This is a genomic window from Desulfitobacterium dehalogenans ATCC 51507, from assembly GCF_000243155.2.
Taxonomy (GTDB): Bacteria; Bacillota; Desulfitobacteriia; order Desulfitobacteriales; family Desulfitobacteriaceae; genus Desulfitobacterium; species Desulfitobacterium dehalogenans.
Genome location: NC_018017.1, coordinates 892569 through 915966 on the forward strand (window position 1 = coordinate 892569; position 23398 = coordinate 915966).

Sequence of the window (23398 nt, forward strand, 5' to 3'; positions counted from 1 at the left end):
ATGCAACGAAGATTATTATTGGAGGTGATTTGCTTGCAAAAGAAATTGGTTCTGACAGTTGTAATAGCAATCGCCTTTGTAGGTATTTCTATTTACCTTTTACAACCCAGATTGATAGCAAAAGATATAGATTTACTAGATATAGATACGGTCATCCACAATGTAGATAACGAAGAACGTACTGATATCACAGAGCAAATAGATTTAGATTTACTGAAGGAACTTATCGGCCGTTATAAATGCAGTCGAATACCCCATTCTTTCTCACCCTATCAGGGGCAAGATGTTCTTTACATGATTGATGGGTTTTATGATAACAAGCCAATACATATCATTTTAGGTGAAATAAATGTTGTATATGAGAGTAGTGACAAGGGTGGGTATAAGATTAAGGATAGTGAAAAAATGCTTGAAGAAGTTATCTCATTGGTAGAAAGTAATAATTGAACAATTGAACACCTAGGGGCGCGCTGTCCATGGCGCTCTCGCTTCGTGGGGCAGGAAACGTCATATAACACGTTCATTCCCGCAACTTAGAAAATATGAATGTAATATGACGCTGCGGGAATGGCGAAAACGTTAGATGAAATATTTGCTAAAGGTGATGAAAGTGATTCTAGAAGAATATAACGAAGATGAGCATAGTAAAGAATTATATGCTTACTTTGGTTTAGCAGTTTTTCATGCTCAAGTTTTAGAACATCAACTGGTGAACATGATTGTTCTAATGAAATACTTACAAAAAGAAGTTATTACGAGTAATGATATTGAACAACTATATTCAAGAAAATTATCAAATACGATGGGGAAATTGATTAACGAAATAAAACAGATTTTTTGGCTTGAAGATGATGAGGTTAAGCAACATAAAACAATATTGGAAAAGAGGAATTTTATTGTTCACGATTACTTTAAAGATCGAATTGCATTAGCATACAGTAAAGATGGAAGAGACTCAATGATAATTGAATTAAAAGATTTTATAGAGCAAGCAAAAATAACTGATAACAAACTTGAAAGATTTACGGATGATATGAGTAGCAAAGTTGGAGTTACCAAAGAAATGCTAATCGCGCAATTAGACAAAATGATGGCAAAAGATAAGTATTGAGCAATGCTTCGAAGGCAAATACTTCATCTAACAGAGGAGTCCCGCAACTGGAGGATGATGAATGTGGTTGGGACGCTGCGGGACTCCTCAGAACGTTATGCGCCATTTGGGTCATTAAAAGGAGGAGGGAAGAAGAGTGAATGGACGTGAAATTGGAAACATTGCTTGTAAAATTCTCGGAATCTTCTTTATTGTACAAGGGACGAATACATTGGCCAGTATAATTTCATTTACAGCTTCAACGCCGGGCTTGAATGGTTATCAAAGTTTGTTAAACATTTGTTTCGCACTAATTTACATTATTTGTGGAATTTTGTTATGTAGCTTTTTCAGTTCTTGGACTCTACTTTATAGGGAGTTCATTACCTAAGTTAGTATCATCTTTAATAAATATGTATTTTCTAACGAATGCCCCTAATTCTACGACAATATTTATGCTTGGCCTAGGAGGGATACTAACTCAATTTATTATAGGATTAGGAATTTTTCTCGGCTCACAAGGCTTAGTTAACTTCCTTAAAGCGATGAGGAGTGCGGGTATTAAAAGAGAAAATGATTCAGAGGAAAAGATATAATAGGGTATTCCTCTGCCAACGGCGCATAACAGAGGAGTCCCGCAACTAGAGGATGATGGATGCGGTTGTGATGCTGCGGGAATGGCGGGAACGTTATATGAAATCGGTTTGCTTGATAATTTTAAGGGTCGAACAAATTATCTCATGTATTCATGGTTCCATATGTGGCATCATATAATTAGAGGGGAGATATAATGACTAAACTAGACAAGCTATTTGCAGAGATAGTCAATAATCCAAAAGATGTTAAATTTGAAGATATTGATAAAGTTTTGAAGTACTATGGTTTTGAGCGCAGGAATGCTAAGGGTGGATCGAGTCATTACACATATTTTCATAGCTCACTACCCGATATTTTGACTATACCGAAGAACAGACCCATTAAGGCAGTTTATGTAAAGAAAGCGATTAGTGCGATCCAACGATTAGATAGGGGCGAAGAATGATGGGTAAAGATTTAGAGTATTACCTCAACCTAGAATATGAAATTAAACTTAAGAAGCTTTCCCAAGAAGAAGGTGACGGGTGGTTTGCAGAAATACCTTTACTTCCTGGTTGCATGTCAGACGGTGAATCTTTAGAAGAAGCAGTTGAGAATCTAGGCGGTGCGAAAAGGGAATGGATTGAGGCCAGCTTGGAATTAGGCAGAGAAATTCCTGAACCCACAACTGATGAATTTTCGGGGCAATTGAGAGTTAGGATGCCTAAATCATTACATCGTACTCTTTCACAAATGGCTAAGGATGAAAATGTAAGTTTGAATCAGTTGATAATTCATCAATTATCTAAAGGAATTGGGTATAGATTATAAGATAGCCGACTTCATATAACAGAGGGTTTGCGACATCGGGGAATACATCTTGGGTATTATTCCGACGTCGCAAACCCTCAAAACGTTATCTGACAGATAAGGCAAAGGGCCGCGCATCCTTGCGCAGATTATAAAAGCAGCGGTTGAAGAGTTAGTTTATCATATAAAGAATAGTTGAGAGGTAAGAATATGTATAAAGAGGGATTGCCTGCACTAGATGAAGCACAAATGATACTTGAAGAGGCTTCGCAGTTGAATCCAGGACCTTGGGTGCAACATTCAATTTATACGGCGCAAGCGGCCCAAATAATAGCAAGTAATTGTAAGGAGCTGGATTCGAAAAAAGCATATATATTGGGAATGCTTCATGACATAGGCAGAAGGTTTGGTGTAACAAACATGCGGCATAGTTTAGATGGATATACATTTTCGATAGGAAAAGGGTATGATGTGTTAGGCAAAATATGCTTAACGCATTCATGTCCAACAAAAAATATGAGGGAAGCTTTTGGAAAGTGGGACTGCAGTAATGAAGAATATGCTTTTGTTGAAAGTTATTTGAGATCTGTAGTATACGATGATTATGATAGATTAATCCAGCTATGTGATGCGCTAGCTTTACCAAGTGGTTTTTCACTAATGGAAAAAAGAATGATCGATGTTGCCTTAAGGCACGGACTTCACGAGTATATTATACCTAAGTGGAAAGCTACCTTTGAAATAAAGCAGTACCTTGAAAAGCTAATAGGAACTTCTATATATAGTTTATTACCTGGTGTTGTTGAAAATACCTTTAATAATTGATTGGTTATTTATCGCCAAGTCTTGGGGAGGGGAAGTTTAAGGGGCTACCATCCGTGGTCAATATTAAAGAACCTGTTATTTGGATTTGGAACGAAAATAAATGGGATAAATCAAATTTTGGTGCAGTTACATTTGATTTCGTTGCGATGATCTTGATAAAACATACCATGAACTAAAAGAAAAAAAGTGTCATTCTTGACCCGCCAATTACTGCTGTTTGGGGCGGGAAAGAGCTTAATGTTAAAGATCTTGACGGCAATAATATTCTTATGTTGGAGGAATAGACCAATAAAACAAAATTAACACATGTTAGAGCAAACGTTTATGCTGCCGGTTTCTGTATTTCTAGTTTGCCATAAACAGCTACGGGATCCCAGGGGCGTTATACGACACTGTACGCAATAGATTACGAGAAAGCTTGCAGCATTCACATGGTAAAATATTGCGAATTAAGATGGTTTATATTAATGGAGAAACATGATGAGTAATGATTTAAAAACATATTATGAAAACATAAAAAAACCTTGGAATACTCTATATTATAGAATTGTTTGGGAACAACTATCTCGAATTCATCCCATAATCAATTCTAAAATTCTTGACTTCGGAAGTGGACTGGGAATTACTGCAGATTATTTATCAAAGAACAATGATGTGGTTGCAATTGAACCAAATGTTGTAATGGTGGAAATGCGAATATGTAAAAATGGTTATCAACAGATAGTAGGGGATTTAGAACAATTAAGACAGCAGCAAGATGCTTCGTTTGATGTTGTAGTATGCCACAATGTTTTAGAATATACGAAAGAGCGAAACGATATATTTAAAGAGCTCTACCGAGTGCTTAAACCCAATGGAGTATTATCTATCGTAAAACATAATCATGCAGGAAGAATCATGCAAAAAGTTGTTTTTGAAAATAATTTGGATGCGGCAATCATGTTACTCAACGGGGGGAAGGCCGAAGCGGCTTATTTTGGAGAAGTTAATTATTATGAGTTGAATGATATTGAAGAGTGGATGAGTGGTTTAGACATTAATATTGAGAGAGTACTTGGAATTAGAGCGTTTTTTGCTTTACACTCAAACAATGAAGTTAGATATGACACAAATTGGCAAGAAAAGATGTTTGACCTTGAAATGAAGGTATCGGATATAAGAGATTTTATAAATATCTCCTTTTTTAATCATGTATTGCTAAAAAAGATTAGATAAGTACAAGAGAAACAATTCTGTACAGTAATTTAGTACCTAATTTTCTTATTGTATAAAAAAGATTATACGGTGGATACAGGGCAGGACTGCTATGAATGCCTGGCTCTGGGGGCGTACGGCATCGTATAACAAAGGAGTCCCGCAACTAGAGGATGATGAATGTGGTTGGGACGCTGCAGGACTCCTCGAAACGATATGCGACATATTGTGCAAAGGCCGCGCCGTTCATGGCCCGGGAAACGAATCTAGATTTCCTTTCGCGTTAAGTAGGATAACGCGACATAAGCATACTTGTATTTTTAAGGGGAAACAAAAATGATAGATGCTCATATTCATATCGAAAGAGGTCAATATACAAAAGAATGGGTTCAGCAATTTATCAATCAAGCTGTGAAAATGGGTTTAGATGAAATATATTTGCTGGAACATTCTCATCGTTTCAAGGAATTTAAACCCATGTATCAGTCCGTGAAGGAGTATAGTGATTATCAAAAAGTCTGGCTTCAAAGGAAGAGTAATTTATCAATTAACGAATACACATCTTTAATTACAGAAATTCGACAGTACAAATTCCCAATTCAAGTCAAGTGGGGGTTAGAGGTGTGTTATTTCCCTGAAAGTGAAGAACTGATTTCAGATATAATAAATAGTTTTGATTTTATAACAGGTTCAATACATTGGGTAGACGGGTTTGGGTTTGACCATAAGGCAGAATTATGGAACGGTGTAGATGTTGATAAATTATATAAACGATATTATGAGCTTATGTTGCAACTCATTGATAGCAAATTATTCACCGGTCTTGCACATCCAGATTCGGTTAAATGTTTCAAATGTTTTCCATCATTTGACCTGACTCCTATATATGAACTACTTGCCAATGCATTAAGAAATAGTAACATGTATGCCGAACAAAGCGGAGGGCTTGCATTGAACTATGGCTATCCAACAATAGGAATGAATGACAAAATGCTAAACATATTTAAGCAACGAGGAGTGATTATGCTTACGGCCTCTGATGCGCATAGGCCTGAAGATGTTGGGGCCAATATATCTAAAATGGCAGTGGCATCAATGGCGTAATTGTTCTTATTTTTTGACTTAATGGTTAACGGATGATATGTTCAAGACAGCTCCGTCCATGGCGCTGTCCTAGTCTGGGGGCACGATACGTCGTAGAAAGTGTATTACCGATACCTTAGAAAGGATGAATGTGGTTGGGACGCGACGGTAATACACAAAACGTTAGACGACATCTAAGTCTTATACTGGGACTAAGGAGGTATTGGAATGTTAAAAAGGTCTTTGGCGCTTATATCTTGTTTGCTGAGTTTAACTTTACTTGGTTGCAGTTCGCCGATACAGACCGGTAATTCATCCCAAGAGGTAAATGTTATTATATATGAAGCTGATACAAGCTCTACTTTTACGAACGAAATCATTTCATCTATGAAGGACCCTCTTACAGCCAGATTTAAGAGTTTGGGTTTTGAGTCAATAGTTATAAATCAAGCTGCTAATCAAGTGAGGGTAGAATTAACGCCAAGTAATCCTGATATTAAACAGATTGCTGAAATCGTCGGTAAACCAAATAGATTCAAACTTGTAGGGCCGAACAACGAAATTATTCTATTTGAAAAAGATTTAATAAGTGCTACACCGTGCATGGATGAAACATACAAAACTTTTGAAGTTAGATTTACAGATGAAGCCGAAAAGAAGTTGGAAACTGCCACACAGAAATTAATTGGTCAGAGAGTGAGTTTTTACTTAGATGATAGACAATTAGCGAACCTGCTGGTAGCAAATCCAATAAGTGGTGAAGGAATTCAGGTTCCTGGTAGCGCGACTGTACAAGAAGCAAAGATTCTAACGGCGGTATGAATTCGGGAGGAACATTACCTTTTCCACTTGAAGTTATTTCTATTGACCAATCTTAATGGAAAAAGCTATTTTCTGATTGAGTCGCCTAACCGGCATCGTATAACAGGCAGTTCCCAAAACTTTGAATTGATGAATGTAGTATGACGCTTCGGGAACTGCCGAGGGACGTTATAAGACATGTGGCGGAATTTATTGTTGATTATACTTTTTAGTATTTTTGCAGGAGCTGATCACTTGAGTATATTTCTTCCAATACAATCCGTACGTCTAACTTTAAGGGAGTTTAGAGAAGAAGATTTAAATGAAATGCATCATTACCTATCTGATTCAGAAGTTCTTCAATTTATGATGCAAGATACTAATACGGAAGAAGGCTCAAATGCGTATTTAAAGAAGTTCCTTCAATTTCAGAAAGATAATCCTCGATTCTTTGTGCGATTTGCTATAATTGAAAAACTTAGTAATTGTTTAATCGGAGAATGTGGTTTGAATATGCCCAATATCCAACACAAAGAAGGGGAGCTTGTGTACAGGCTTAATAAAAAATATTGGGGAAACGGATATGCTACTGAAGCAGCAAGTGAGGTTGTAGGCTTGGGATTTGAAAAGCTAGGATTACATAGAATTGAAGCAATGTGTGATTCAAGAAATGCCTCATCTATAAAAGTATTGGAAAAGATAGGTATGATAAAAGAAGGTTGCTATAGGGAACATAGATGGATTAAAGGGCGGTGGAGAGATTCGGTAGTATACTCTATTTTGGATAGTGAATATTTTATTCAAAAATAAGCGGTATGAAAGGGCTTGCCGTCCATGGCGCTCTGGCTTCGTGGGGCAGGAAACGTCATATAACAGAGAAGTCCCGCAACTAGAGGATGATGCATGTGGTTAGGATGCTGCGGGAACACAAAAACTGTTCTTTATTGTATTGGGGGAGTTTTTAATGAAAAGGACTATATTTTTTGTTTTAGTGGTCTCATTATTATTAGCTTGTACGACATCTTACTTTGCTAATATAAAGATATCAGCACATCAAATCTATAAGACAGAAATTATGGAACAAAGAGAGGGTTATGAAAAAGTAAAAATAACCAATCTTGAAACAGGAAAAGTTGAGTATCTTGAATCTATTTTAGATGATGACGGTTTATATATGTATCTAGCAACAAGTGAAGAAGGTTCTTTTGAGATAAAACTCATGGTTCTTCTATCAGGACGACAAATCTGGATACTAACGAAACAACATTATCAGAAATCGAAAGTACTGAAGTGGAAAAGGGAGATATAGAGGAGAACTTTTTAATGATTCTTCATATGAAGCAAATTGAATATAAAGCAAACTGAACGATGAATATGATTGATATATTGGTATGTAGTCCGGCTTCGCGGGGCAGGAACCGTCATATAACAGAGGAGTCCCACAACTAGAGAATGATGAATGTGGTTGGGATGCTGCGGGACTCCTCGGAACGTTATCCGAAACCGTATGCAGGGCCGCGCGTCCATGCGCGGATTAGCCTGAGAAATTGCTGGTTATAGCACATTTGTAGGATATTACGAAGTAAGGACTCTCTTTAGTAATGCAGTAAGAAGGGAAGTAATAATAACATGGGGTTCATAATAGAGAGATTACCACGAAATTATAAGGAAAAAGCTCTTATTCTATTGGGAGAAGTTTTTACTGATGAGCAGAATATTCCGGTAGAGTTACATTATATAAATGAAGACTTAAAACCAATTTGGTGGTACGCAAAAATTGATTCGGAGATTGTTGGTATAGTAGCTAGTTGGATTGAAAAAGAAGAATGGCATTGGGGGAGATTTGCAGTTAATAAAAGAATGCGAGGCCTAGGCATAGGTAAAAAATTAGCCATGTTTTCACTGAATGAAGTTTTCAATCTTGGTGCTGAGAAAATTTCTATTGAAGCAAGAGATGTTACTGTAGGCATATTAGAAAAGTTTGGAGGTAAAGTAGTAGGAGAGCCAATAAATTTTTATAAGGATTCCATTACTCCTATAGTACTTAAAAAAGATGATTTTATAAATTCTTTGAGTACAAATTCAAACGGCTTAGAAACAAACTGTTAAAGTTTATTACGCAATATTCTTACATAGCGTACTAAAAAATGCGGAGGCTAAAGGGTCCACCGTCCATGGTGGCCTCTTAATCTGGGGGCGTACGACATCGGATAACAGGATATTTGATAATTACAAAGAAAAAGACTTTAATACTACGGTGAATTTCTGATTTAGGGTTATGAGCGTATTTAGCAAGGGCAATTTCAATTAACACAGAATTCCCGCAACTAGAGGATGATGAATGTGGTTAGGGCGCGTCGGGAACTCCTGAACGTTAGGCGACAGACCATGCAAGGGTACCGAGATAATTCAATCCGTGTGTAATGAAGGAAGTGTTTCAGATGTTGAAGCATGTAAATATCAAAAGATATAAGAATATAATCATTTTTATCTCTATTTTAATTATTATAATGTCGTTTTTTGGTTTTAAGAAAGAGAAAATTTTCTTCATTGTATATACCCATAAAGGTTTTTTAAACGAATGCATCAAGAACCAGACATATGAGAAAGCAAGCAAAATAATAGGAATAAATAAGATCACCCCATATCCACTGCGTAACAAAGAGAAATTTGTTGATTTCTATTGTTCTGGAAGTGGATTAGTTCCGAATTCTGTCTATTATGGTTTCTATTACATCAGTAATGATAAGCCTTTGGGATTTCAAGCTCAACCTGTGGAGTTTAAACTAGATGGGGATGGTTGGAGATGGGAGGAAAAGTGGGAAAATCCAAATAGTGATAATTGGATGTATACCGAGAAGATTATAGATAATTGGTATTATTATGAAACTGGATTCTAATTAACAGAAGTACATGAATCAAGCATATACGAAATCTTGAAGATAAACATAGTAAAATTTGAATTGTTTTAGGAATTTCCATTCATGGTAGTCTCTGAGCTTGGGGCATAGTTCGTCGCCTAACAGCGAATTCCTAAAATCTGAGATATTATTAATGTAATAACCAGACTTCGGGAATTCACGAAATGTTATCCGAAACCGTACACAAAGGCCGCGTGTCCATGCGCGGATTAGGAATCGGTGCGATTTTTACACACTTGTAGGATTTTGTAGCTAACTCACCGCTGACTAAAATAACAGGAAGGTGAAATTTTGGATATAAAAGATGAACAGGATAAACATGAGAAACGCAAAAGAGAAGAATATAGAAAAAATCCAATGATAAATTTTGCAGACTCAGTAAACCGTGCACAGTTTGGTGACTTAAGGGGACTAACACAAGGTGGTTGCCTTAATCAGATTATTACTACAGTTATAATCATTGTGGTTTTATTTTTTCTTTTTCAATTCATAAACAAGTAAAAATATTTTGAGTAAAATTGAGTTACCCGTATATGTTTATTTCGAGGTATTCATAGAATGTGAAACAAATGGACGAAGGGCTCAAAGCTCCGCCGTCGATGGCGGCCTCTGAATCTGGGTGCGTACGGCCCACAACTAGAGGATGATGCATGTGGTTAGGACGCTGTGGGACTCCTCGAAACGTTAGACTACATCTAAGTCTAATACTGGGACTAAGGAGGATTGAAATGTTAAAAAGGTCTTTGGCGCTTATATCTTGTTTCCTGAATTTAACTTATTGAATTCAGGAGGAACATTACCTTTTCCACTTGAAGTTATTTCTATTGACCAATCTTAATGGAAAAAGCCATTTTTTGATTGAGCCGCCTAACCGGCATCGTCTAAAAGAGGAGTCCCGTAACTAGAGAATGATGAATGTGGTTGGGACGCTGCGGGGCTCCTCGGAACGTTATATGACATTTCCTGTAGGACCGCCCGCCGTCCATGGCTGGATTTAGACAAGAGCTTATTTCGTACTTGTAGAATAAGGTGAAGTAAAGATTATTACATAACAGGGGGTAACTTATATGAAACCTAAAGAAATACTTTGTCAATGGGTTGATGCATTTAACAATGCAGATACAGAAACTATTGCAAATCTATATGATGATAATGCAATAAACCACCAGGTTGCTAATGAGCCAGTTATCGGTAAAGAGGCTATAAAGAAAATGTTTGAAAAAGAGTTTTCTCAAGCAAAAATGGTTTGTATTGTTGAAAATATTTTTGAAGATGGACAATGGGCAATACTGGAGTGGCGTGACCCATTAGGTTTGAGAGGTTGTGGCTTTTTTCAGATAGTGAATAATAAGATATTATTTCAGAGAGGTTACTGGGATAAACTATCTTTCTTAAAACAGCACAATTTACCAATTGAATAATACGAGTATCAAGTTGACAAAATCAGCTTTATGAAGCGAGAGAGTCAAAGTCTACTTCTGTTAGATAAGGACGCAATTATAGAACCGTTTCCCCCTACGAGTGATTCCGATTTTATTGTTAAGCAGCCGACCGAGAAAATTTACAATGACTGCTGTAATGAGTTTTGGTGGATATGTACTTATGTAGCCAAAGGAATATGGCGTGATGAACTACCATACGCCATGTGCATGTATGATAGGCTTCTTAGGGATATGCTTTTTAAAATGATATTGTGGTATATAGGCATAAAGACGGATTTTACTATTAGCGTAGGGAAATGCGGGAAACATTTTAAGAAATATCTTGAAGCTGAAGTTTGGGATATGTACCTCAAAACGTACTGTGATAGTAACTATGAAAACCTATGGGAAGCTTTATTTACGGCAGGCAATTTATTTAGGGTTATGGCAGAAAAGGTTGCAGACCAATTTGGCTTTATATATCCATATAGTGACGATAGACGTGTGACCGCACATTTAAACCATGTAAGAGAGTTACCAAAAACGGCAACAGAAATGTATTCCTGAGGCAATTAAATATGTGTACAAAAAGACACGGAGGTTCAAGGGGCCGCCGCCCATAGCGGCCTCAGGATCCAGGGGTGTACGGCATCGGATAACAGGGGATTCCCTCAACTAGAGGATGATGAATGTGGTTGGGACGCTGAGGGGCTCCTCAGGACGTTATCCGAAACTGTACGCAAAGAGCCGCTCATCCATGTGCGGAATATACGAGAAATAGATAGTGTATTTTTAGGCATTCCTCAGTTTCCCATTAATGGACCAAATTCCCAAACGCTTGGGAATTTGAGGGGAAGACAAGCTGTCTATAGCTACCACGCCTTGATAAACCTCAAAATCGTCACTGGTACGATTTTGAGCTGTCGTCTAAGGAGGTGATCAGGTAGGACCTATTTAAATCAGAAAAACTACCGGCAAAGATGATTTTGCAGGTCAGATACGAAAGTTTGAGGAAGGTTCAGGCACCACATCTCCCCACCTAAGATAAGAGCTATCTAAGGCGGGTGGACGTCGGGAATACCTAGAACGTTAAACGACACCCCTATAAGCAAATGTGTTGTCTTTGTGAAGTGTTCTAAGCTACATATTCTATTTGAGATAATTCTTGAAAATATTTAGTTAGGATGGTTAAAAGGTATGAACTCACAAATTATATTAAGCACTTTAATGGGACTCTTACCTTTAGTAATGCTTATTGTTTTATTGGTTTTAATAAAAAAGTCAGGGAGAATTTTACTTAGGGTAAAAAGTCTTGAGACAATTCCCTATGCCGCATTAAGCCTAATTTGTTTTGTAGGATGTATATATTTATTTTTCATAAGAGGTGAAGGATACGGATACTATGCTATATCCACTTTTCTGATAGGTGTATATATGATTAGTCATAGTTTAATAAGTAAAAAAACTATAAGAGAAAAAGGAATTATAATTTTAAATCCATTTCCGAGTTTGTTAAAATGGGTTGATATTGATTCTTTTGGAGTATATGGGAGAAAGATTTATTTCAAGAAGAACAAAGGCTTTGTATCAATCGTTGGATCCAATGGAGATATAGAAGATATTGTAAAAGTAATTTCGATAAATGTTACTCATAAAATCTAAGGTAAATTTGGGAAGGTTACATTATGAACATTCATATTGAATTGGGACAAGCAAATGATATTGATGAATTAGAACAGCTTTATAATGATTTGAATGACCACTTGGCAAAAGGAATAAACTTTCCTGGATGGAAAAAGGGGGTTTATCCTATAAGACAAGATGCAATTGATGGAATAGAGCAGGGTAATCTCTATGTGGCAAAATATAATAGTAAAATAGTTGGTTCGGTAATTTTAAATCATGTACCTGAAGTTGCATACTATAAAGCTAAATGGGAATATGAATCTGACTATTCAGATGTTTTTGTTATACATACATTTGTTGTACACCCAAACTTTTGGAGATGTGGTGTAGGTAATGCATTGATTGGCTTTTCAATGGAACATGGTATTGAATCACAAGTCAGATCAATTCGTTTGGATGTATACGAAGGAAATATACCTGCCATAAGGTTGTATGAAAAATGTGGTTTTAAATATATTGATACGGTTGACTTAGGATTAGGAAACTACGGATTAAATTGGTTTAAATTATATGAAAAACTACTCTAACATAATGAGATCATTCGGGTAGCACTGGGTGTGTGGCAGCTGTACATGCTTGGCTCCGGGGGGCGTACCGCCCAGCTTCTAACAAGCAATACTTATTATTTGGAGTTGACTTATGAAAGCATATATTGGAATTAAGTATCATCATGACTGCAGAAATAGGGTTATAATCGAAAAAATATCTTCGATTCTCGAAGGTGCAGGGTACGAGACCAGTTGCATCATCCGAGACATAGAAAAATGGGGATCAGTGACGGTTACTCCAAACGAACTAATGGAAATAACTTTCAAAGAAATTGATTCGAGCAACGTTGTTGTAATCGATGTAACCGAAAAAGGTGTTGGTTTAGGAATAGAGTCGGGATACGCATATGCAAAAGGAATACCAGTTTACATAATTGCAAAGAAGGGTTCTGAAATCTCAAATACAATGCTCGGGATTTCAAAGAAAGTACTTATTTATGAACAACTTGAGGATATAGAAACAATGTTTAATGGATAACACATTGTTCCAGAGCCGCGCATCTATGCACGGATTACGGAGTGCTTTGCTGGTGTACATTTGTAAGGAATTGTGTGACAAAGCTATAAGGAAGGGTAGATAATGGAGATAGTAAATATGCTTAAAAATAAGAAGGTTAAGGTAACTGAAATGCCGAAGAGGGGAGCTTTCCTACGAAAGCAGTGGGAAAATAATTTTGCTAATCATTTAAGTAACGAAGAGAAAAAGAATATCTGTCTCTGGGACAATAGTGAATTTTGCGGATACTTATGGCATTTGTTTAGTTATAAGAAAAGAGATTGTCTAAAGGGCGAAGAAGCTGAAAAAGCCTTTAATAATGAGAATAAAGGCTCCTGCTATATTTTTTGGGAACACACAGATCATGCTTTGATTCTTGAGAATGCATATATATTGGACTCAGAAGATTTAGAGGACGAATATGATATCTATGTTGTGGATAAAGAGTTTAGCTGGACTTATGTGAAGACACATGAAACTTTGCTATGTGGACCATACTTTGGTCGGAAAGATACCAAAATATAAAATTACTTGGCACGCATTTCTTATTAAAGCGTACCAAAATATGCGGAAGTTCAAGGGGCCCCTGTCATTGGCGGCCTCTGGGTCTGGGGGTATACAGCATCGAATAACAGAGGAGTTTCTTAATCTCCGACGGAGGCTATCTAAATGAAGTTTAATAGAAAAAAGAAGATACAACATTTTCTAATTGTTGTTTTGATAATGATTATTGGGGCTTTATATTTCGGTAATAACACGGTGGGAGTATCCAGGTATCAAATTAGCACGACACGGTTGCCGGCTGAATTTAATAATTTCAAAATTCTGCAGTTATCTGATTTGCATAGCAAACAATTTGGCAGGGAGAGCTGGAGACTGATTCGAATAATAGATAAAGAAGAACCTGACATCATTGTAATGACGGGTGATATGGTCAATACCTCTGATGAAAATTATGATGTCTTCTATCAATTATCAGCTGATTTAGCTAAACGATACAAAATATATTATATAGTTGGTAATCATGAACAAATTCTAATGGATTATAGAATTGTTCAATTTCTTAATAATAACGGAATTACAGTCTTAGATAATGAAGGGGTTAAAATAGAGAGAGGAAACGATCATATTAATTTGTACGGATTATGGTTCAATCTCAAGTATTATAAAGATAGGAATGATCCTTATACAAAAGATCTTTATTATGATCTTGACACAATGCAGGAGACGCTGGGTAGCTCCAATTCCAATGAGTATAATATCCTCTTAACTCATAATCCTTTGTATTTTACTACTTATGCTAAGTGGGGAGCAGATTTAACCTTATCAGGTCATGTTCACGGAGGAATAGTAATTATACCATTCAAAGGAGGGCTGCTTTCACCGGAGAGAGATTTTTTTCCTGAATATTATGGAGGTATTTATTCTATTGAGGATCGAAATATGATAGTCAATAGAGGATTAGGAAACGGCAACTTTGGCATTCGAGTTTTTAATAAACCTGAAATATCAGTAATTACTTTATCTAATAAGTAGATGTATATAAGGGACCGCCATCCATGGCGGCCTCTAGAACGAGGGCGTACGGCATCGGATACAGCGAATCCGGGGGTGACATTTGGGAACTCAAAGAGTCGAATTTATTGACATATATAGATTGTCGATATATCATACCCTTATATAGATCATCTATATAAGGAGGCTGTTCTTATGTCAATTGATAAAAGTCTATTAACCGGTAGCACCACCATGCTTATCCTAAAACTACTGGAAGAAACGGATAGGTATGGGTATGAAATGATTGAAGAACTAAGCAAGAAATCGCAGAACATATTTGAATTAAAAGCGGGAACATTATATCCGCTACTCCACAGCTTGGAACAAAAAAATATGCTCACTTCTTACGAAAAAAACTCGGGCAATCTGAGGGTGCGTAAGTACTACAGTATTACAAAAACAGGCCGCAAGTATTTGAGCGAGAAAACAAAAGAATGGAAAGTTTATACCTCTGCCGTAAATAATGTCCTGGGAGGTGTAGACTTTGCTACAGTCAAATAAGTTTGCCGATTATTTGGAAACTGTCCGCCAGCAGATACGATGGAAAAGGGCTCAAACCTATGTTTTAGAAGAAATCGAAAACCACCTGGCTGATCAAAAGGATGCGTTTCAAAGAGACGGATTTGACGAGGAAATGGCTACGATTAAGGCTATAGCAGAAATGGGTGATCCTGTGGTGGTCGGTGAGCAGCTTGACCGTACTCATAGGCCCAAGCCGGATTGGCCGCTGCTGGCCATGACAGCGATGCTGATTATTTTAGGTCTCACTCTTCAATTCATTGTGGGAACGGATATCAACAATGGAATGGAAATGTTCTACAGACAGGTTACTTGGGCCGGACTGGCCGTTATAGTTTTTCTGGTCGCTTATTTTTTGGATTTTACGATCGTAGGGAAATACTCATTGATTATTTACTTGCTGCTCATTGCCATAACCTTAGGTGATTATTGGTTTTTCGGTGTCAGAGCTGCCGGGTATAATACCGTAATTTATCCGTTTTTGTTGTTTCCTACCATATTTGCTGGGCTTGTTTACAGGATGCGGAATGAGGGGTATTGGGGTCTTGCTTTTTGTGGGGCGTCAGTAATTGTCCCGGTATTTTTAATATTACTTATCCATAACTCAACGGTTCTTTTTCTGATTGGTACTTCCTGTCTTATTATTTTGACAGTTGCCATTGCCAAAGGATGGTTTAACGTAAGAAAATTATACGCTTTGCTTATGTTATATCTTTCCTCCGCGGTTATTTTTTTAACTATGTTTTTTATGATGATAAATCAAGATTATGTTAGAATTAGACTGCAACTTGCATTGAATCCGTCGTCAGACCCCATGGGAGTCGGATATATGCCAACTCTTATCCGAAGGTTACTGCTTCATTCACAACTATTTGGAGAGGGGTTACCTGTAAGTGATTATGGACAATATCCGATAGCAAAGATTTTTCCTGGAATAAATACTGACTTCCTGTTAACTTACTTGACTTATAAATTTGGCTGGATTTTATTGATCGGTATTCTACTCGTTTTTGTAGCCTTTATTGTTCGATCTGTTATCATCAGTAAAAGACAAAAAAGTATCCTTAGTCAGATAGTTTCATTAGCGATTATTTTAACATTTGCTATACAATTCTTGACATATATTGCTTCCAATTTAGGCTTTTTACTGTTTGGTCCTGTGTCATTACCTTTAATCTCTTACGGCGGGCGAGCCTTGTTAATAAATATGTGTCTGATAGGATTTTTGCTTTCAATATTCCGTACCGGTGGTTTGGTAAGTGATAACATTGGCGTAGCTGGAATAAAGTCAAGTCCCTTAATTCAATATGAGGATGGAAAGATTATAATTAATCTTAAAGCGGCTCAATAAGTTGGCTAAGCCCATAATAAGTTTTTCGATAAGATCCTTTACAAAGGATGTTGAATTTTAAATGAGTGGAATAAGGACGGGAGCGTCATTTAGCAGAGGGTTTGCGACAACGGGGAGTACTATGAATGTAATAACCGACATCGCAAACCCTCAAACGTTATGTGATACTTTCGGATTAAGGGGAAATTTCGAGAGAAGGTAGGGATTTGAATATATGAAGAAAGAATACAAAAAGCAAATTAAAGAAGCTGTAAAAATAATTGTATTTGCATTTGTTCTTTCATGGGGACTAAGAGCGACAGTGGTAGATGCTAGAGTTGTACCAACCCCATCAATGCTTCCGACAATTCAAGTTAATGACAGGTTGCTGGTTGATAAGATCTCTTACAGATTTAAAGACATTAATAGGGGAGATATTGTTGTATTTCATGCTCCATTAAATGTAGATCAAAAAGGAGTCGATTATGTAAAAAGAGTTATTGGACTTCCCGGCGATAAGATTGAGATTAAGGACGGAAAAGTCTTTATCAACGAAAAAGAATTAATTGAATCGTATGAAATGGAGGAACCGAACTATACATATGGACCAGAAATTGTTCCGGAAGAGACCTACTTCGTAATGGGTGATAATCGGAACAATAGTAATGATAGTCATTATTGGGGTGTACTGCCTAAGACGAAGATCATAGGGAAGGTTTTCATTCGATATTGGCCTTTAGAAGGTTTTGGAAGGTTAGCAAAGTAAAATTGATTTTCGGCTGAATTTGGGGCCCGGGAGCACATGAGGTGTGGACCATCATCCATCTTAAGGGGGTGATCTTGATCAATGATAAGCATAAAAAGGGCAGTTCCGGCTGATTTGGACGTAGTATTAGCCTTGCGGTATGAAATGCTCATGAAAGTCAATAAGTTGGATAATCATGTGTTCAATGAGGGTTTCAGACATATTACAAAAGATTATTTTGTTAACGGAAATCAGACTACGATAGTAGCAATGGATGGGATGGTGCCTATTGGTTGCGCGACGATATGTTATATCGATGTAATGCCAACATTCAGTCATCCTACTGGCAAGCGTGCACATTTTATGAATGTTTATACGCGGGATGCATATCGCAGACAGGGAATTGCGAAAAAAATGATGGAGCTACTGATATTCGAAGCGAAAGAAAAAGGTGTTACCCATCTAAATCTAGATGCAACTGAAGTTGGCAAACAATTATATTATAAGCTGGGATTTTCAAAGACAGCGGAAGGTATGGAGCTAAGCTTGTAGGATAAATTCCGATTTGTCGGTAGGTTATAAGCATGATCATTGGTTGCATTGAATAGGAATTTTATTTTAAGCAAGGGAAGAAGCAAATGTTAAATATTCGTCGAGCCAAGGCTTGTGATTGGCAATTATTATCGGACATAGCTTATCATTCCGAGGCCTATTGGGGATATGACTCCGATTATATGGAAAAGTTCAAATCAATGTATCAGGTAACTGAATATTTTATAAAGAATAATGAGACTTATGTGATTGAGGATCATTGTGGTGTGTTTGGGTTCTATGGTCTGTTAGTAAACGATAAAGTGAGTTCTTTAGAATACTTCTTTATCGAACCCCGATGCATAGGTAAGGGGTATGGAAAATTATTATGGAACCATATGGTGGATATTACTTGTGAAAACTTAAGAATTCGTGAGTTCGTGATAGTAACAAGCCCACAAGCAAAAGATTTTTATATAAAGCTAGGTGCCATTTTTCTTGGCGAAGTTGAATCATTACTTAAAAGGGGACGTATGATACCTCAATTATTGTATAAGGTACATAAGTAATTTGGGGTGCGCCGATGAGAAAGTTAGAACATATGAACGTAATGATGCTCAGGAATCCTGGGGAGGTCTAGCATTTTAAGAAAGGTTGAAGATTTCAATGATAGTGCGTACCATGATTATAGAGGATATTCCTCAACTGGCTCAATTATATAAACAATTTTGGGGAGAGGAATCCTCTATTGATACGATGTACAAACAGTTTAAGAAGTTTCAAGAAAATGGTTCTCACATATTACTTAGTGCAGTTGAGGATAACCAGCTTATTGGTTCTGTTATGGGGGTGATTTGTGAAGAATTGTATGGGGATTGTAAATCGTTTTTGGTTCTTGAAAATATGATAGTCGATAAAGACCATAGAAATCGTGGAATTGGTAGGGCTTTGATATCAGAGATTGAAAGAAGAGCAGTAGAAAAATGTAGCCAAATAATTCTTGTTACTGAAGCGAATAGAATTGATGCATGTAATTTTTATGAATCTGTAGGATATAGACCGGAAGTATATAAGGGATTTAAGAAGAAGTTAAAATAATTTTGATGAGCCGGAAACGAGCGTTTAATCCTTAAAGTTTTTCAACCATAGGTTGAATATACTGGATTTTCAACTATTGAGTTATTGAAACGAACCTTTCCGAACAATAAAATAAATCCTATAGAGAGGAGTGTGAAAATATGAAAGAGGAATTGGCTAAAAATATCTGCAGATATCGTAAGGAAAAAGGGTTTACACAAGAGGAGCTTTCTAGAAAGCTGGGAGTGACATTTCAAGCTGTTTCAAAGTGGGAAACGGCTCAGACTTTACCTGATATAACTCTGTTGCCAAGGTTGTCACAAGTATTGGACATAAGTATTGATAAATTACTGGGTTACATCTCTTATGATAAGCAAATAACCATCTACGAAGAAGAATATAAGACTCAGGAATATTATTGGGGTATGGTGCCTTCAAAAATGTGTTTACGTGTACTTGAATTAATGCCGCCATCTACTCATTTAAAACTATTAGATATCGGATGCGGTGAAGGGAAGGACGCTGTGTTCTTTGCAAGGAATGGTTATGACGTAACTGCATTTGATATTTCTGATGCTGGTATAGAGAAGACCAAACGTCTCGCTGACAATGCCGGCGTCCAAGTTAAAGTTTTTAAGGCGGATATTTTAGATTTCCGCTTGGATACTAATTTTGATATTCTATTTTCCAGTGGTGTTTTTCATTATGTGAAACCTCAATTGCGGGAAGAAATGTTTAGCAACTATAAACAATTTACTAATCCCAATGGTTTGCACGTTTTTAATGTATTCGTAAACAAACCATTCATAGATCCACCTCCTGAAAAGGAGCCGACTGCGTGTAAATGGGTTTCAGGAGAACTGTTCACATATTATCATGATTGGCTGATTCAAGAATGCTCAGAAGTGATTGTTGACTGTGATTCCTCTGGTATACCGCACCAACATGCGATGAATAAGATTATTACTCAGAGATACCAGTGTAAGAAAAAGTAGAAGTCCCTCGGGTCTAAACGCTGCATGTCCATGTGTGGGTTAGGAGACTCCTTTGTAGATATTATTTTTGGGGGCTATTGTGATCGCATATATTCATATAACATACAGATAAACATGAATCGAGTGAGGATAAGCAATGGGGCATTTAGGTTTTTCATACGTAGGACTGATTTTCTTGCTGATGTTGACAATTCCTAATCTCATATGGATAAGACATCAGCCAAAGGGATATGATTCTCAAAGTGAAAACAAGATCTTGCTGATCTTTGAACGTGTCGGTCAGGTTCTTGTTACCTGTACAGCACTCATTTTCTCAGACTTTAATCTTCGTCCGTGGTCGGCATGGACGTTGTGGCTTATTGCCGCAGTGATATTAATGCTCATGTATGAAGGCTGGTGGGTTAGATATTTCAGAAGCCAAAAGACATTGAGGGATTTTTATAGCAGCTTTTGCGGTGTACCTGTAGCTGGTGCGACACTGCCTGTTATTGCGTTTTTGTTGCTTGGTATATATGGGAAAGTAGTCTGGCTTTTGATTTCGGTAGTGATTTTAGGGATCGGACATATTGGCATTCACCTACAGCATCGCAAAGAAATCTATTAACCAGACTTCGGGAGGGGGCTGCACTAAAGGAAAGGTTAATGGATATGCCAGGGTGAATTATGAAGGCAAGGAAGCAATATTATCACAGAAAGTTGTAGATGAGGAATGCCGGAATCAAGGCTTAGAAAGTGAATTAGTAAAGCGCGCATCTGTAGGTGATGATTGTTGGAACAAAACGAAAAGAGGTACTCTTTATGTCGGAAGTAATTGTGAGGCTGTGTGAAACGGATGATCTGACTGGCGTAGTTACTTTGATGAATGAGCTTAGGGAAGTAGCTCAGGGTGATGAAGTCACATTTCAAAGTATAAGCAAAGTTTTTTCAGAAATGGAGCAACTGCCGGAAGTATATTTGAATGTGGTTGCAGAGTTTTCGGGAAAAGTAGTTGGATTCATCTCGGTAATTTTTTATAGAACGGTTTTCCATAAGGGTGGCACAGCACTTATTAATGAATTAATTATTACGCAGGCAGAGCGCGGAAAAGGAATTGGAAAAAGGTTGGTTCTGATGGCTCAAGAAGAAGCTTTAAAAAGAGGTTTTGATGAAATTGAAGTAGGAACAGAGAAGACAAATATGGTGGCGCAAGGATTCTATCGAAGATGTGGTTTCAATGAGGAATATGTGTTATTGGGAATGGAGTTTGAATGAAGCTTTCGAGTAGGAAGGGTAAGCTATGTGGATCAAAATTATACCATTTGAGTATTTAGGGGTTTTTTCGGTGGGGATGTTCTTTATACCACCAATAGTTTCCCTGGCTATGTTCTACATTTTAAAAAGAGAGTTAATCTGGTTGTCGATACTGATTACGGTAATAGTTGATGTCATTGTATTTCAGGATGTGTTAACCTATTACGAAACGCGGAGTCTGGCATTGTTGTTTTTAATTCCGCAAGTTTTTGTGGTTGCAGTCATATCTTTATACCTTACTTATAAAAAGCGTCAAAGAAAATAATTTATCTGGCTGGGGAAACGATTTATGGCACCAATCATATAGTAAGAATCGTACAAGAAATGAAAAAAGATGGTATTGGGAACCGCCTAGTTAGAAAAGGAGAGAGTAGGATGAAGAAGGGAATCTGGGCTATAGTGCTTCTGACCTTATTGATTTTAGTCACTGGATGCGATTTAGATCTTACCAAAATGTCATCCAGTGGAAGTGAAGAAAATAGTGAAGTACAACAACAATCCTCAAGTCAATCAGACCCCTCTTTATATGAGACGGAAGAAGAATCGGCAAGAGCACCATCAACACATGAAGATCAGTTCACGATTACAACATTGAATCATGAGTGGAAAGAGCTTTCGGCTAAGGTTTCGCTAAGCGAAATGATCTTTTATGGGGAGAGCAGGGGATCTACAAACTTAGCAGGAGATGAAAGAGTCGAATATTCCATGAATTTTCCGGCGGATTGGGCATTGCAGGGCACGGTATTTGAAGACAGCAATAAAAAGAAGGTGGCTGAAATAGCTCCGGTCATCTTGCTCAAACAGGGTGAAGAAATACAGTTTTTGGATTATGAAACCATTGAGGGACAAATTCTTACGAAAGAACCTATATCTTTTTATAAGTATAAAGGAACAAAAATTATTTTATTAATGGGCACAGAGGTTGGAAAGTGGTATCCTCATATGTATATGATCAGTGATGGTACATACGGATTCACGGTTACCATATACTCGCATAACCAAATCAGAGATGAAGTCGAAGAAAGGTTGTTTGACGATATAGTTAAAACTTTTAGATTTAAGCCCTAAAGATTAGTCGCTGAAGGAATATCAAGAATACCACAAAGAAGTATCAGAATCTTTAGACACAGAGATCATTGAAAAAATGAATTTTCATGATTGTAAGATTATTACTACGATAAGGGCTGGGCAGGAAATATTTGATAAGCTATGTGACTGTGATGTAATTGTATTAGCTACACCTATTTATTCCTGGTTTTGTACGCCACCAATGAAGTCATTGCTGGACCGATTAGTATATGGAATGAATAAATACTATGGTGATGAAAAGGGACCTTCCCTTTGGGCTATGGCTGCGCAAAGAGATTTAGGATATAAATCTATATTTGTCCCATATGATATACTTTCCCGGACATTTGCGCATCAAATAATAAGCTTCGTATAACAGAAATTGTTTTGGGGGATTTATGATTGAGATGGGAATTTGGGAGATACACAATAAATACTGATAAATCTCTGATATCTGCGGATCGGGTGAAGGAGTTTTTGTCCGATAGTTACTGGGCTAGGGATAGGTCAAAAGAGCTTATTGAAAAAACTATAGAGAATTCTTTTTGTTACGGAGTATATCATGAAGAAGAGTTAGTTGGTTTTGCTCGTGTTGTGACCGACTATTCAACGATAGTATGGATATCCGATGTTTATATAGATAGAATTCATAGGGAAAAAGGTCTTGGCAAAAAAATAATAGCATGTATTCTGGAAACGCCGGAGTTCAAAAATGTCAGGAGCGCTTTAGTAACTAGAGATGCTCATGGGTTGTATGAACAATTTGGTTTTGAAAGTGTTGAGTCAATATTCATGGTGCGAAAACCCACAGAATAATGTGAAGACCCGCCATTCA

At 37.1% G+C, this 23398-nt stretch carries 33 protein-coding genes and 1 pseudogene; all 34 read left to right on the forward strand.

Annotated elements, in window-relative coordinates:
• Positions 1-33 precede the first annotated feature (33 nt).
• The 34 genes and pseudogenes from DESDE_RS22385 (at position 34) to DESDE_RS04395 (ending at position 23379) form a co-directional block, all read left to right on the forward strand.
• On the forward strand, positions 34-447 hold the full coding sequence (locus tag DESDE_RS22385) for a hypothetical protein (RefSeq protein WP_014792798.1): 414 nt from the start codon (positions 34-36) through the stop codon (positions 445-447).
• 157 nt (positions 448-604) lie between these two features.
• Positions 605-1111 (forward strand): hypothetical protein, encoded by a 507-nt coding sequence (locus DESDE_RS04235; protein ID WP_242831394.1) that lies wholly within the window; start codon positions 605-607, stop codon positions 1109-1111.
• Between the two features lie 769 nt (positions 1112-1880).
• A complete protein-coding gene (locus tag DESDE_RS04245; protein ID WP_014792801.1) occupies positions 1881-2132 on the forward strand; it encodes a type II toxin-antitoxin system HicA family toxin in 252 nt (83 codons plus the stop codon).
• Positions 2132-2497 (forward strand): toxin-antitoxin system HicB family antitoxin, encoded by a 366-nt coding sequence (locus DESDE_RS04250; RefSeq protein WP_019849587.1) that lies wholly within the window; start codon positions 2132-2134, stop codon positions 2495-2497. The genes DESDE_RS04245 and DESDE_RS04250 overlap by 1 nt, the downstream gene beginning before the upstream one ends.
• Before the next feature lie 189 nt (positions 2498-2686).
• Positions 2687-3301, forward strand: a complete 615-nt coding sequence (locus DESDE_RS04255) for an HD domain-containing protein (protein WP_014792802.1) — start codon at positions 2687-2689, stop codon at positions 3299-3301.
• 477 nt (positions 3302-3778) lie between these two features.
• A complete protein-coding gene (locus DESDE_RS04260; RefSeq protein ID WP_242831331.1) occupies positions 3779-4516 on the forward strand; it encodes a class I SAM-dependent methyltransferase in 738 nt (245 codons plus the stop codon).
• Between the two features lie 315 nt (positions 4517-4831).
• Positions 4832-5599, forward strand: coding sequence for a histidinol-phosphatase HisJ family protein (locus DESDE_RS04270; RefSeq protein ID WP_014792805.1), 768 nt, complete (start codon positions 4832-4834; stop codon positions 5597-5599).
• Positions 5600-5806: 207 nt separating this feature from the next.
• Positions 5807-6400, forward strand: a complete 594-nt coding sequence (locus tag DESDE_RS04275; protein WP_014792806.1) for a SecDF P1 head subdomain-containing protein — start codon at positions 5807-5809, stop codon at positions 6398-6400.
• Positions 6401-6634: 234 nt separating this feature from the next.
• Complete coding sequence (locus DESDE_RS04280) at positions 6635-7189, forward strand: GNAT family N-acetyltransferase (RefSeq protein WP_014792807.1); 555 nt, start codon at positions 6635-6637, stop codon at positions 7187-7189.
• A gap of 154 nt (positions 7190-7343) precedes the next feature.
• Complete coding sequence (locus DESDE_RS04285; RefSeq protein WP_014792808.1) at positions 7344-7688, forward strand: hypothetical protein; 345 nt, start codon at positions 7344-7346, stop codon at positions 7686-7688.
• A 320-nt stretch (positions 7689-8008) separates the two neighbouring features.
• A complete protein-coding gene (locus DESDE_RS04290) occupies positions 8009-8488 on the forward strand; it encodes a GNAT family N-acetyltransferase (protein WP_014792809.1) in 480 nt (159 codons plus the stop codon).
• 332 nt (positions 8489-8820) lie between these two features.
• Positions 8821-9279, forward strand: coding sequence for a hypothetical protein (locus tag DESDE_RS04295; protein ID WP_014792810.1), 459 nt, complete (start codon positions 8821-8823; stop codon positions 9277-9279).
• A 312-nt stretch (positions 9280-9591) separates the two neighbouring features.
• Positions 9592-9801, forward strand: a complete 210-nt coding sequence (locus DESDE_RS04300) for a DUF6366 family protein (RefSeq protein WP_041917211.1) — start codon at positions 9592-9594, stop codon at positions 9799-9801.
• A gap of 566 nt (positions 9802-10367) precedes the next feature.
• Positions 10368-10721 carry a nuclear transport factor 2 family protein gene (locus DESDE_RS04305; RefSeq protein ID WP_014792812.1) on the forward strand — a complete coding sequence of 118 codons (354 nt, stop codon included), beginning with the start codon at positions 10368-10370 and terminating at the stop codon, positions 10719-10721.
• Positions 10722-10751: 30 nt separating this feature from the next.
• A complete protein-coding gene (locus DESDE_RS04310; protein WP_050981810.1) occupies positions 10752-11288 on the forward strand; it encodes an aminoglycoside 6-adenylyltransferase in 537 nt (178 codons plus the stop codon).
• Positions 11289-11918: 630 nt separating this feature from the next.
• The gene (locus DESDE_RS04315) at positions 11919-12383 is read left to right on the forward strand and encodes a hypothetical protein (RefSeq protein ID WP_014792813.1); all 465 of its coding nucleotides are present in this window, start codon (positions 11919-11921) and stop codon (positions 12381-12383) included.
• Positions 12384-12406: 23 nt separating this feature from the next.
• Positions 12407-12934: a GNAT family N-acetyltransferase gene (locus DESDE_RS04320; RefSeq protein ID WP_014792814.1), complete on the forward strand. Its 528-nt coding sequence runs from the start codon at positions 12407-12409 to the stop codon at positions 12932-12934.
• 112 nt (positions 12935-13046) lie between these two features.
• Positions 13047-13433: a nucleoside 2-deoxyribosyltransferase gene (locus DESDE_RS04325; RefSeq protein WP_014792815.1), complete on the forward strand. Its 387-nt coding sequence runs from the start codon at positions 13047-13049 to the stop codon at positions 13431-13433.
• Between the two features lie 102 nt (positions 13434-13535).
• Positions 13536-13976: a DUF4275 family protein gene (locus tag DESDE_RS04330; RefSeq protein WP_041917212.1), complete on the forward strand. Its 441-nt coding sequence runs from the start codon at positions 13536-13538 to the stop codon at positions 13974-13976.
• 144 nt (positions 13977-14120) lie between these two features.
• Positions 14121-14987, forward strand: a complete 867-nt coding sequence (locus tag DESDE_RS04335) for a metallophosphoesterase (protein WP_014792817.1) — start codon at positions 14121-14123, stop codon at positions 14985-14987.
• Positions 14988-15161: 174 nt separating this feature from the next.
• A complete protein-coding gene (locus DESDE_RS04340; RefSeq protein ID WP_014792818.1) occupies positions 15162-15509 on the forward strand; it encodes a PadR family transcriptional regulator in 348 nt (115 codons plus the stop codon).
• On the forward strand, positions 15493-16878 hold the full coding sequence (locus DESDE_RS04345) for an FtsW/RodA/SpoVE family cell cycle protein (protein WP_014792819.1): 1386 nt from the start codon (positions 15493-15495) through the stop codon (positions 16876-16878). The genes DESDE_RS04340 and DESDE_RS04345 overlap by 17 nt, the downstream gene beginning before the upstream one ends.
• A gap of 214 nt (positions 16879-17092) precedes the next feature.
• Positions 17093-17623: a signal peptidase I gene (gene lepB / locus DESDE_RS04350; RefSeq protein ID WP_014792820.1), complete on the forward strand. Its 531-nt coding sequence runs from the start codon at positions 17093-17095 to the stop codon at positions 17621-17623.
• Between the two features lie 81 nt (positions 17624-17704).
• Positions 17705-18154 (forward strand): GNAT family N-acetyltransferase, encoded by a 450-nt coding sequence (locus DESDE_RS04355; protein WP_014792821.1) that lies wholly within the window; start codon positions 17705-17707, stop codon positions 18152-18154.
• An 86-nt stretch (positions 18155-18240) separates the two neighbouring features.
• Positions 18241-18702: a GNAT family N-acetyltransferase gene (locus DESDE_RS04360; protein ID WP_014792822.1), complete on the forward strand. Its 462-nt coding sequence runs from the start codon at positions 18241-18243 to the stop codon at positions 18700-18702.
• A 97-nt stretch (positions 18703-18799) separates the two neighbouring features.
• Positions 18800-19231 (forward strand): GNAT family N-acetyltransferase, encoded by a 432-nt coding sequence (locus tag DESDE_RS04365; protein WP_014792823.1) that lies wholly within the window; start codon positions 18800-18802, stop codon positions 19229-19231.
• A 140-nt stretch (positions 19232-19371) separates the two neighbouring features.
• Entirely contained in the window at positions 19372-20205 is an 834-nt protein-coding gene (locus tag DESDE_RS04370) for a methyltransferase domain-containing protein (protein ID WP_014792824.1), read from the forward strand.
• A 136-nt stretch (positions 20206-20341) separates the two neighbouring features.
• On the forward strand, positions 20342-20809 hold the full coding sequence (locus tag DESDE_RS04375; RefSeq protein WP_014792825.1) for a hypothetical protein: 468 nt from the start codon (positions 20342-20344) through the stop codon (positions 20807-20809).
• Positions 20810-20861: 52 nt separating this feature from the next.
• Positions 20862-21032 (forward strand): hypothetical protein, encoded by a 171-nt coding sequence (locus tag DESDE_RS22390; RefSeq protein WP_242831332.1) that lies wholly within the window; start codon positions 20862-20864, stop codon positions 21030-21032.
• A complete protein-coding gene (locus tag DESDE_RS04380) occupies positions 21004-21456 on the forward strand; it encodes a GNAT family N-acetyltransferase (RefSeq protein ID WP_014792827.1) in 453 nt (150 codons plus the stop codon). Before DESDE_RS22390 ends, DESDE_RS04380 begins: the two co-directional genes overlap by 29 nt.
• A gap of 25 nt (positions 21457-21481) precedes the next feature.
• The gene (locus tag DESDE_RS04385) at positions 21482-21760 is read left to right on the forward strand and encodes a hypothetical protein (protein ID WP_014792828.1); all 279 of its coding nucleotides are present in this window, start codon (positions 21482-21484) and stop codon (positions 21758-21760) included.
• Positions 21761-21870: 110 nt separating this feature from the next.
• On the forward strand, positions 21871-22563 hold the full coding sequence (locus DESDE_RS04390; protein ID WP_014792829.1) for a hypothetical protein: 693 nt from the start codon (positions 21871-21873) through the stop codon (positions 22561-22563).
• A gap of 121 nt (positions 22564-22684) precedes the next feature.
• Positions 22685-22939 (forward strand): annotated as a pseudogene (locus DESDE_RS20975) (NAD(P)H-dependent oxidoreductase); the annotation flags it as partial.
• 26 nt (positions 22940-22965) lie between these two features.
• On the forward strand, positions 22966-23379 hold the full coding sequence (locus tag DESDE_RS04395) for a GNAT family N-acetyltransferase (protein WP_014792830.1): 414 nt from the start codon (positions 22966-22968) through the stop codon (positions 23377-23379).
• Positions 23380-23398: the final 19 nt, after the last annotated feature.

What these genes read in the sequence shown, in the direction of transcription:
- DESDE_RS04295 (WP_014792810.1), top strand. Translation starts at nt 8,821, where the DNA reads ATGTTGAAGCATGTAAATATCAAAAGATATAAGAATATAATCATTTTT.
- DESDE_RS04325 (WP_014792815.1), top strand. Translation starts at nt 13,047, where the DNA reads ATGAAAGCATATATTGGAATTAAGTATCATCATGACTGCAGAAATAGG.
- DESDE_RS04390 (WP_014792829.1), top strand. Translation starts at nt 21,871, where the DNA reads ATGAAGAAGGGAATCTGGGCTATAGTGCTTCTGACCTTATTGATTTTA.
- lepB (WP_014792820.1), top strand. Translation starts at nt 17,093, where the DNA reads ATGAAGAAAGAATACAAAAAGCAAATTAAAGAAGCTGTAAAAATAATT.
- DESDE_RS04290 (WP_014792809.1), top strand. Translation starts at nt 8,009, where the DNA reads ATGGGGTTCATAATAGAGAGATTACCACGAAATTATAAGGAAAAAGCT.
- DESDE_RS04365 (WP_014792823.1), top strand. Translation starts at nt 18,800, where the DNA reads ATGATAGTGCGTACCATGATTATAGAGGATATTCCTCAACTGGCTCAA.
- DESDE_RS04335 (WP_014792817.1), top strand. Translation starts at nt 14,121, where the DNA reads ATGAAGTTTAATAGAAAAAAGAAGATACAACATTTTCTAATTGTTGTT.
- DESDE_RS04370 (WP_014792824.1), top strand. Translation starts at nt 19,372, where the DNA reads ATGAAAGAGGAATTGGCTAAAAATATCTGCAGATATCGTAAGGAAAAA.
- DESDE_RS04270 (WP_014792805.1), top strand. Translation starts at nt 4,832, where the DNA reads ATGATAGATGCTCATATTCATATCGAAAGAGGTCAATATACAAAAGAA.
- DESDE_RS04375 (WP_014792825.1), top strand. Translation starts at nt 20,342, where the DNA reads ATGGGGCATTTAGGTTTTTCATACGTAGGACTGATTTTCTTGCTGATG.
- DESDE_RS04360 (WP_014792822.1), top strand. Translation starts at nt 18,241, where the DNA reads ATGTTAAATATTCGTCGAGCCAAGGCTTGTGATTGGCAATTATTATCG.
- DESDE_RS04245 (WP_014792801.1), top strand. Translation starts at nt 1,881, where the DNA reads ATGACTAAACTAGACAAGCTATTTGCAGAGATAGTCAATAATCCAAAA.
- DESDE_RS04385 (WP_014792828.1), top strand. Translation starts at nt 21,482, where the DNA reads ATGTGGATCAAAATTATACCATTTGAGTATTTAGGGGTTTTTTCGGTG.
- DESDE_RS04235 (WP_242831394.1), top strand. Translation starts at nt 605, where the DNA reads ATGAAAGTGATTCTAGAAGAATATAACGAAGATGAGCATAGTAAAGAA.
- DESDE_RS04340 (WP_014792818.1), top strand. Translation starts at nt 15,162, where the DNA reads ATGTCAATTGATAAAAGTCTATTAACCGGTAGCACCACCATGCTTATC.
- DESDE_RS04260 (WP_242831331.1), top strand. Translation starts at nt 3,779, where the DNA reads ATGATGAGTAATGATTTAAAAACATATTATGAAAACATAAAAAAACCT.
- DESDE_RS04355 (WP_014792821.1), top strand. Translation starts at nt 17,705, where the DNA reads ATGATAAGCATAAAAAGGGCAGTTCCGGCTGATTTGGACGTAGTATTA.
- DESDE_RS04380 (WP_014792827.1), top strand. Translation starts at nt 21,004, where the DNA reads ATGTCGGAAGTAATTGTGAGGCTGTGTGAAACGGATGATCTGACTGGC.
- DESDE_RS04250 (WP_019849587.1), top strand. Translation starts at nt 2,132, where the DNA reads ATGGGTAAAGATTTAGAGTATTACCTCAACCTAGAATATGAAATTAAA.
- DESDE_RS04310 (WP_050981810.1), top strand. Translation starts at nt 10,752, where the DNA reads ATGAAGCGAGAGAGTCAAAGTCTACTTCTGTTAGATAAGGACGCAATT.
- DESDE_RS04305 (WP_014792812.1), top strand. Translation starts at nt 10,368, where the DNA reads ATGAAACCTAAAGAAATACTTTGTCAATGGGTTGATGCATTTAACAAT.
- DESDE_RS04315 (WP_014792813.1), top strand. Translation starts at nt 11,919, where the DNA reads ATGAACTCACAAATTATATTAAGCACTTTAATGGGACTCTTACCTTTA.
- DESDE_RS04330 (WP_041917212.1), top strand. Translation starts at nt 13,536, where the DNA reads ATGGAGATAGTAAATATGCTTAAAAATAAGAAGGTTAAGGTAACTGAA.
- DESDE_RS04255 (WP_014792802.1), top strand. Translation starts at nt 2,687, where the DNA reads ATGTATAAAGAGGGATTGCCTGCACTAGATGAAGCACAAATGATACTT.
- DESDE_RS04275 (WP_014792806.1), top strand. Translation starts at nt 5,807, where the DNA reads ATGTTAAAAAGGTCTTTGGCGCTTATATCTTGTTTGCTGAGTTTAACT.
- DESDE_RS04285 (WP_014792808.1), top strand. Translation starts at nt 7,344, where the DNA reads ATGAAAAGGACTATATTTTTTGTTTTAGTGGTCTCATTATTATTAGCT.
- DESDE_RS04320 (WP_014792814.1), top strand. Translation starts at nt 12,407, where the DNA reads ATGAACATTCATATTGAATTGGGACAAGCAAATGATATTGATGAATTA.